This is a genomic window from Kitasatospora sp. NPDC091257, assembly GCF_044757675.1.
Classification (GTDB): Bacteria; Actinomycetota; Actinomycetes; order Streptomycetales; family Streptomycetaceae; genus Kitasatospora; species Kitasatospora lactacystinica.
In genome coordinates, this window is record NZ_JBIVVI010000378.1 from 1 (window position 1) to 7,229 (window position 7,229).

The window sequence follows — 7,229 nt, forward strand, 5'->3', positions numbered from 1 at the left end:
CCTTCACGCCGATGCCCTTCTCCAGCAGCCGGCGGGCGACGGTGAGGGCGGCGCGCAGGCCCTCGTCGGTGAAGGTCGGCGGCAGCCGGACGTCGACGATCGAGACGTCCGGCCGCTGCTCGGTGAGGGCCCGGAGGAGGTCGGGGCCGTTGTCCACGGCGGCCGCCACCTCGTGGCCGTGGGCCTGGAGGAGGCGGATCAGGCCGTCCCTCAGGAGGAAGTGGTCTTCGGCGAGGACAATGCGCAAGGAAGCTCCATGGTCACCGTGGTCGGACCGTCGGGGGGACTGCTGACGGAGACGACCCCGTCGAAGGTGGCGAGCCGTCGTTCGACGCCGCGCAGCCCGGTGCCCCGGCGGGCGTCCGCGCCGCCGCGGCCGTTGTCGGAGACGGTGATGCGCAGCACGCCGCGATCGTAGCGGAGGTCGATTCCGGCGCGGCCGGCGTCGGAGTGCTTGACGACGTTGGTGAGGAGCTCCGAGACCGCGAAGTAGGCGGCGGACTCGACGGGCATCTCGGGGCGGCCGGGCAGGTCCGCCGAGACCTCGGTGGGGACCGGGCAGACCATGGCCAACGCCCGTACCGCGTCGGCGAGTCCGCGGTCGGCGAGGACCGGCGGGTGGATGCCGCGGACCAGGTCGCGGAGCTCCTCCAGGGCCTTGGCCGAGGACTGGCGGGCCTCGACCAGCAGGGCGCGGACGGCCTGCGGGTCGCTCTCCAGGAGGTGTTCGGCGGCGTCCAGGGTCATGCCCATCGCGACCAGCCGGGCCTGGGCGCCGTCGTGCAGGTCACGCTCGATCCTGCGGATCTCGGCCATCCGGGTGTCGACGGCGGTGCTGCGGGTGGCGGTCAGGTGGGCGATCCGGCCGGCCAGCAGCTCCTGCTCGCCCGGGGCGAGCATCGAGTGGACGTGGCGGGCGTGCCGGTGGACGGTGCGGGGCGCGAGCCAGAGCGCGAGCGGGAGGTGGAGCAGGCCGAGGACGCCGGCGAGGACGGCGGTGACGGTGCCCTCGATCGGGATGAACTCGTACCAGAGGCCGCCCCACTCGGCGGACAGCGGGACGCCGAAGAGGGCCAGGAAGACGCCCCAGAGGCCGCTGAGCAGGGCGGCGACCGGCAGGAAGGCCAGCACGCTGCCGAGGAACGGCTCGGCGAGGACCCAGTGGAACTCGCGGCGGGTCTGCGGGTCGCCCGTGATCCAGCGGTAGCGGGCGAATACGCCGGAGGCGCCCTCGGGCACCGGGGGCAGCGGGCCGGGCGGCCCCGGGAAGCGGATGCCGGACCAGTCGGCGGCCAGGGCGCGTTGACGGTCGGTCAGCGCGCGCACTCGGGCCATGGCCCGCGGGACCAGTCCGAGGCCCGGGCCGGCGAGGGAGATCGCGCCGGTGACGCCGAGGGAGTGGACGAGGGCGACGCAGGAGAGCCGGCTGAGGGTCAGGCTCCGGCGGAGGGCGGTGAGCCCGGCCGGTACGGAGAACCCGGCCGGTACGGAAGAGCCGGCCGGTACGGAGGATCCGACGGGTACGGAGGATCCGGTGGGTACGGAGGATCCGGCGGGTGCGGAGAGCCCGGTGGCCTCGGCCGGTGCCGGGCTCTGTGCGGGTCGCGTCGTGCTGTCCATGGATGTGGTCCCCTCCCGGTGGTGCTGTCGTACGGTCCGGTCGTACCGGCCGTGAGGCCATTCTGGCGACGGTGGGAGGGTGTTGTCGGTGGGAGAAACTCCCCCTTTGGTCATACGGGATATCTGCCGAACGGCAGATGGCAGGAGTCCGCGGATCGGCCAGGCTTGCGAGCGGGTTCACGTGCCCCGGGGATGGGCCCGGAACGGTGCGTCCGATCACAGCCGCAAGGAGGATGAGGTGGAGCGACGTGCGAGATCCGGATACGGGACGGTCGTTCTCGTGGTGGCCGCGCTGGTGTCGCTCGCCGGCTGTGCCGACGCCATGGACGCCGCGCCCGAGGACAGGACCTTCGAGTTCGCCGGCAAGAGCCTGGACGTGAAGTCGCACGGTGCGCCGGCCGACCTGGTCGCGGTCGCCCGCGAGGGCGTCAAGGTCACCCGCTGGTTCGACACGAGCGGGAAGGTCGGCAGCGTCAAGGAGTCCTGGACGCTTGAGGACGGGGTGCTCGAACTCAGGGCGGGGTGTTCGGGGCTGGCGAACTGCGACACGAAGTACCGGGTCGATGTTCCCCGGGGGGTCGTGGTGCTGCGGGACGGGCGTGGGACGGAGCTCAAGGGGTGAGGGCGGAGAGCGTGCTCGAACTGGTGGATGTCACCAAGGTCCACAAGGGCGGCAAGCGGGCCGTCGACGGCATCACGATGCGGCTCGGGCCGGGAATGGTGGGGCTGTTGGGGCCGAATGGTGCCGGGAAGTCGTCGTTGATGCGCATCGTGTCGACGGTCACCCGGCCCACGGGCGGCCAGGTCCGCTACCGGGGTGCCGACGTGGTGGCCGAGCCGGACCGGCTGCGCCGGGAACTCGGTTACCTGCCGCAGGACTTCGGGGTCTACCCGAACCTGACGTCACGGGAGTTCCTGTCCTACCTGGCGGCCGCCAAGGGGATCGGCGCCCGCTCGGCCCGGGCCCGGATCGACGAGCTGATCCAGCTGGTCAACCTGACCGAGGCGGTCAAGCGCCCGCTCGGCGCGTACTCGGGAGGCATGCTCCGCCGGGTCGGCATCGCGCAGGCGCTGCTGGCCGACCCCCGGGTGATCGTGGTCGACGAGCCGACCGCCGGCCTGGACCCGGAGGAGCGGGTGCGCCTGCGCAACCTGCTCAGCGAGCTCGCGGCGGACCGGGTGGTGATGCTGTCGACCCACATCGTCTCCGACGTGGAGTCGGTCGCCTCCGACATCGCGGTGGTCGCCCGGGGACGGCTGCTGCGCCGGGGCGCGCCGGACGAACTGCTCCGGGAGGTCGACGGGCGGGTGTGGGAGGCGGTGGTCGATCCGGCCGACCTCCTGGAGGTGCGGGCCCGCCACGTGGTCAGCCGGATGGTGCGGACCGGGAGCGGCGTGCGGCTGCGACTGCTCGCCGCCGAGCCGCCGCGGCCCGACGCGGTCCCGGTGCCGCCCGACCTGGAGGACGCCTACCTGGGCGTCATCCACCGGCCGGGGGAGCCGGACGGGGCCGAGCCGCGGGCGGTGCGGCGGTGACCGGATCGGTGCTCGCCGGGCTGGCGGTCGGCGACTTCCGCGACCGGGTGCGCCGGCCGGTGTACGCGGTGACGTTGCTCGCCGCGGTCGGGCTCGGCTACCTGGCCGTACCGGACGCGGGCGGCCACTGGACGATCATGGACGTGGGCGGGAGCCGGGGCGTCTACAACAGCGCCTACGTCGGTGCGGTCACCGCCCTGGCCGGCGCCCTCTGGCTCACCTTCGGCGGCTTCTACGTGGTGCGCAGCGGCATCGCGCGGGACGGGGCGACCGGGGTCGGACAGATCCTCGCCGCCACCCCGCTGCGCACCTCCCAGTACCTCCTGGCCAAGTTCCTGAGCAACCTGCTGGTGCTCGCCTCCATGGTCGGCGTGCTGGCCGTCACCGCGCTGCTGATGCAGCTCGCCCGCGGTGAGGACCGCGCGGTCGACCCGGCAGCCCTGGCGGAGCCGTTCCTGCTGCTCTCGCTGCCCCTGATGGCCTTCACCGCGGCGGCGGCGCTCCTGTTCGAGACGGTGCCGCTGCTGCGGGGCGGTTTCGGCAACGTCGTCTGGTTCGTGCTGGCCATGGTGCTCGCGATCGGCGGGCAGTCGGCCTCCGCGCCGCTGGACGGCCTCGGTGTGCACCGGATCGCGCGGTCGATGGGCGCGGCGCTGGAGGCCCAGCACGGGACGGCCGACCCGGGCGGATTCAGCCTCGGCCTCACCAAGGTCGACAGGCCGCTGGGCACCTTCCGCTGGGACGGGTTCGACCCGTCCTCCGGGTTCCTCCTCGGCCGGCTGGCGCTGGTGCTGGCGGCGTTCGCCGTGGCGGTGCTGCCGGCGCTGTGGTTCGGCAGGTTCGATCCCGCACGCGGGTCCGGCGGGGCGGCCGCGCCGCCGGAGCCGGCCGAGGTTCCGACGGCCGCCGGGGCGGCGGGCCGGCTGTCCGGGTCCGACGGGACGGAGCCCGCGGGGGCGCGCCGGACGACCGCGCGGGGTGCCCTGCCAGGGACCGAACCGCGGCGGGCCGGGGCGTTCGGCCGGCTGCTGGCGGGTGAGGTCCGCATCCTGGTGCAGGGCGTCTCCCGGTGGTGGTGGCTGGTCGCGGCCGGGCTGACGGCGGCCGGGTTCGTGCTGCCGACGGACGCCGTCACCGGCCTGCTGCTGCCCCTGGTGTGGCTGTGGCCGGTCCTGATCTGGTCCCGGCTTGGCAGCCGGCAGGTGGAGAACGGTCTGGAGGTGCTGCTGGGCGCCTACCCGTCGGCCCGGCGCCGGCTGCTCGCCGAATGGGCGTCCGGGCTGGTGCTCACGGCGGTGACGGGCGCCGCCCCGCTGATACGCATGCTGGTGGCGGGCGACGGCGCGGGGACGGCGGGCTGGCTCGGCGGCGCGCTGTTCGTCCCGTCGCTGGCCATGGCGCTCGGCGTGGTGAGCCGGAGCCACCGGCTCTTCCAGGCGGTCTACCTGCCGCTCTGGTGGGTCCTGGTCAACAACGTCGCCGCCGTCGACTTCATGGGGGCCGTGCGCGTCGACGGCAGCCCGGCCGGTCCGGGCCCGCTGCTGGTCGGGGCGCTGTCCGCGGCGATGCTCGCGGTGGTGTTCCTGGTCGGGGCGGCCCGGCGGAACGTCAAGGGCTGAGGCCCGGGTCGGGGCACGGGCCCGGGGCAGAGGGCAAGGCCGAGGCCGTGCGAAGCCGGGAGCCCGGCCCGTCGGCGGACGGACCGGGCTCCCCTCGCGCTTCGGGTCACACCTCGGGGGCGCTGCTCGGCTACTCGTCGTCGCCGAGGTCGCCCGCCAGGTCACCCGCGAGGTCGCCGTCCGGGGTGCCGCTGATCGCGTAGCCCTGCCGGCGCGCCTCGTAGCAGGCCACCGTGGCGGCCGCCGAGACGTTCAGCGAGCCGACCCGGCCCAGCTGCGGCACGAACACCACCTGGTCGCACAGGGCCAGCGCCTCGGGCGTGATCCCGCGGTCCTCGTGCCCGAGCACGAAGGCCACCGCCGGGGTCAGCTCCGCGGCGAACATCGGCACCGCCTCGTCCGCCAGTTCCAGACCGACGACCTTGAAGCCGTCCGCCTTGGCCGCCGCGACGGCCTCGGCGACGGTCGGGAAGTGCTCCACCTTCAGGTACTTGTCGGTGCCCATCGCGGCCTTCTGAGCGCCGGACGAGCGCACCGACGGGGTGTCCCCGGCCAGGTACAGCTTCTCGGCGCCCATCGCCGCGCCGGTGCGGACCACCGAGCCGACGTTGAACGGCGACTGGAGGTTCTCCAGGATCATCGCGAGCCGGAACTCGTTGCTGCGCCGCCAGGAGCGGTGCAGGCGCTTCAGTTCGGTCCCGCGCAGCTGCTTCACGTCGTCGTACCTCGTCCACTCTCGGAGCCCTCGCCCACCTCGGGGCGGGGCCGCGCTTCCAGAATCCGGGACCCGTTGACCGATGCGACCCGAGTGGTCGGGTAGCCCTGCTCGTTCAGCCACTTCTGGAGCGAGTCCGAGCCCAGGTGCTTCTGCACCACCAGGAACGCCGAGCCGTCCGGGGTCAGCCGGTCGAGCCAGTGCGTGAGCAAGCGGCGCAGCGCGGCCTTGCCGATCCGGATCGGAGGGTTGGAGTAGATGGTGGCGAAGCGGACGTCCTCGGGGACGTCGTCGGGCAGGGCCGCCTGGACGTTACCGAGCCCCAGCGCCTCGGCGTTCAGCCGGACCAGCTCCAGGGCGCGCTCGTTGACGTCCACCGCCCAGACCGGGAGGCGCTTGCGGCGGCTCGCCCAGGTCAGGGCGATCGGACCGTAGCCGCAGCCGATGTCCAGGATCGGGCCGCGCACCCGCGGCTGCGGGGCGTGCTCCAGCAGGATCCGGGTGCACGGGTCGAGTCGGCTGCGGGAGAACACCCCGGTGTCGGTGGTCAGTTCCAGGGTGAGGTCCGGCAGGGAGACCGTGATCGGCCGGCGGTCGCTGGCCACCTCGGGTGCACCGGTGAAGTAGTGCGAGCCGGACATGATTTCCCCGTCGTTCGTATGGGCCTCGGGGCCACCGGGTGGGTGTGGGTTAGCCCTTTGTACGGCACCGATCGTACCCCCGGCGGCCCGGACGACGTTCAGGACGACGTTCAGGACGGCGGTGCGGACGGCGTTCCGGACAGCGGTGCGGTCACGCGGCGCCGGGGGTCTTGCGGGTGGCCACGTTGATGCGGTTCCAGGCGTTGATGGTGAAGCAGACCGAGATCAGCTGCGCCAGCTCGGCCTCCGCGAAGTGCGCGGCGGCCCGGGCGTACACCGCGTCCGAGACGCCGCCGTGGATCCGGGTGATCTCCTCGGCCAGCGCCAGGGCGGCCCGCTCGCGCTCGCTGTAGACCCCGGCCGGGGCCTCCTGCCAGACCGGCAGCAGGTAGATCCGCTCGTCGGTCTCGCCGGCCTTGCGGGCGTCCTTGACGTGCATGTCCAGGCAGTACGCGCAGCCGTTCAGCTGGGAGGTGCGCACCTGGACGAGCTCGACCAGGGCCGGGTCCAGGCCCTCGCGGGCGGCGGCGTCCAGGGCGATCATCGCGCGGAACACCTTGGGCGCGGTGCGGGCGTGGTCGAGGCGGGCGGGGGCCTCGGCGGCGTCGGTGGTCGGGGTGGTCCGGGCGCTCTCGTTCGTCGTCATGCCTATGACCCTAGGGGCGGAATGAACCTGCCCTCTGGGCCATTCAGGGCGCTGTTTCATGGGTCAATCCGGCGGGTCGGCAAGGAGTCCGCGGCAGTCCCGGCAACACGCCGGAACGGCGTCGGCACTTCGCGTCCCGGCGCCCGGCGGCGGATACTGCCAGTACGCCAGCCGGGCCCGTGAAGGCCTCCGAACAGTGAGGACGGATGCCATGCCGCAGGAACAGCACGAGGAATACCTGATCGAGGAGACCGCCGAGACCGTCGAGACCGACGAGAAGGCACCCGAGGGCGACACCTACGACGAGGTGGCCGAACGCCGGGCCCTCGGAGCGGACCCGGCGACCAACGTCGCGGACGTCGTGGAACAGACCCGGCCGGTCCGGCACGACGAGGAGGAGTACCGGGAGTAGCCGACGGGCGGGCGACGGGACCGGCTGCGGGCCCGCAGCC

The 7,229-nt window shown here is 73.6% G+C and carries 9 protein-coding genes; 4 read left to right on the plus strand and 5 right to left on the minus strand.

The features are described from left to right. Both ACIQOV_RS18870 and ACIQOV_RS18875 read right to left on the minus strand, forming a co-directional pair. The coding region (locus tag ACIQOV_RS18870) for a response regulator transcription factor (protein ID WP_401049777.1) at positions 1-247 on the minus strand (247 nt) is incomplete at its 3' end. Next, entirely contained in the window at positions 211-1,620 is a 1,410-nt protein-coding gene (locus tag ACIQOV_RS18875; protein WP_401049779.1) for a histidine kinase, read from the minus strand. The genes ACIQOV_RS18875 and ACIQOV_RS18870, both read right to left, overlap by 37 nt. A gap of 238 nt (positions 1,621-1,858) precedes the next feature. On the opposite strand from ACIQOV_RS18875, the gene ACIQOV_RS18880 reads away from it, so the two are divergent. Genes ACIQOV_RS18880 through ACIQOV_RS18890 form a run of 3 tightly spaced genes read left to right on the plus strand, consistent with a single transcriptional unit; the run spans position 1,859 to position 4,775 of the window. Continuing rightward, a complete protein-coding gene (locus tag ACIQOV_RS18880) occupies positions 1,859-2,242 on the plus strand; it encodes a hypothetical protein (RefSeq protein ID WP_401049781.1) in 384 nt (127 codons plus the stop codon). 11 nt (positions 2,243-2,253) lie between these two features. After that, positions 2,254-3,156 carry an ABC transporter ATP-binding protein gene (locus ACIQOV_RS18885; protein WP_401049789.1) on the plus strand — a complete coding sequence of 301 codons (903 nt, stop codon included), beginning with the start codon at positions 2,254-2,256 and terminating at the stop codon, positions 3,154-3,156. Further along, entirely contained in the window at positions 3,153-4,775 is a 1,623-nt protein-coding gene (locus ACIQOV_RS18890; protein ID WP_401049784.1) for a hypothetical protein, read from the plus strand. Before ACIQOV_RS18885 ends, ACIQOV_RS18890 begins: the two co-directional genes overlap by 4 nt. Before the next feature lie 130 nt (positions 4,776-4,905). Here the strand turns inward: ACIQOV_RS18890 and ACIQOV_RS18895 are convergent, their stop codons facing one another. The 3 genes from ACIQOV_RS18895 to ACIQOV_RS18905 form a co-directional block, all read right to left on the minus strand. After that, the gene (locus tag ACIQOV_RS18895; RefSeq protein ID WP_380352434.1) at positions 4,906-5,490 is read right to left on the minus strand and encodes a TrmH family RNA methyltransferase; all 585 of its coding nucleotides are present in this window, start codon (positions 5,488-5,490) and stop codon (positions 4,906-4,908) included. Further along, complete coding sequence (locus ACIQOV_RS18900; protein ID WP_401049786.1) at positions 5,487-6,131, minus strand: class I SAM-dependent methyltransferase; 645 nt, start codon at positions 6,129-6,131, stop codon at positions 5,487-5,489. The genes ACIQOV_RS18895 and ACIQOV_RS18900 overlap by 4 nt, the downstream gene beginning before the upstream one ends. 151 nt (positions 6,132-6,282) lie before the next feature. Next, positions 6,283-6,777 (minus strand): carboxymuconolactone decarboxylase family protein, encoded by a 495-nt coding sequence (locus ACIQOV_RS18905; RefSeq protein ID WP_359902091.1) that lies wholly within the window; start codon positions 6,775-6,777, stop codon positions 6,283-6,285. 211 nt (positions 6,778-6,988) lie between these two features. Here ACIQOV_RS18905 and ACIQOV_RS18910 point away from each other — a divergent pair, with 211 nt between their 5' ends. Then, positions 6,989-7,189: a hypothetical protein gene (locus ACIQOV_RS18910; protein ID WP_380541579.1), complete on the plus strand. Its 201-nt coding sequence runs from the start codon at positions 6,989-6,991 to the stop codon at positions 7,187-7,189. Positions 7,190-7,229 lie beyond the last annotated feature (40 nt).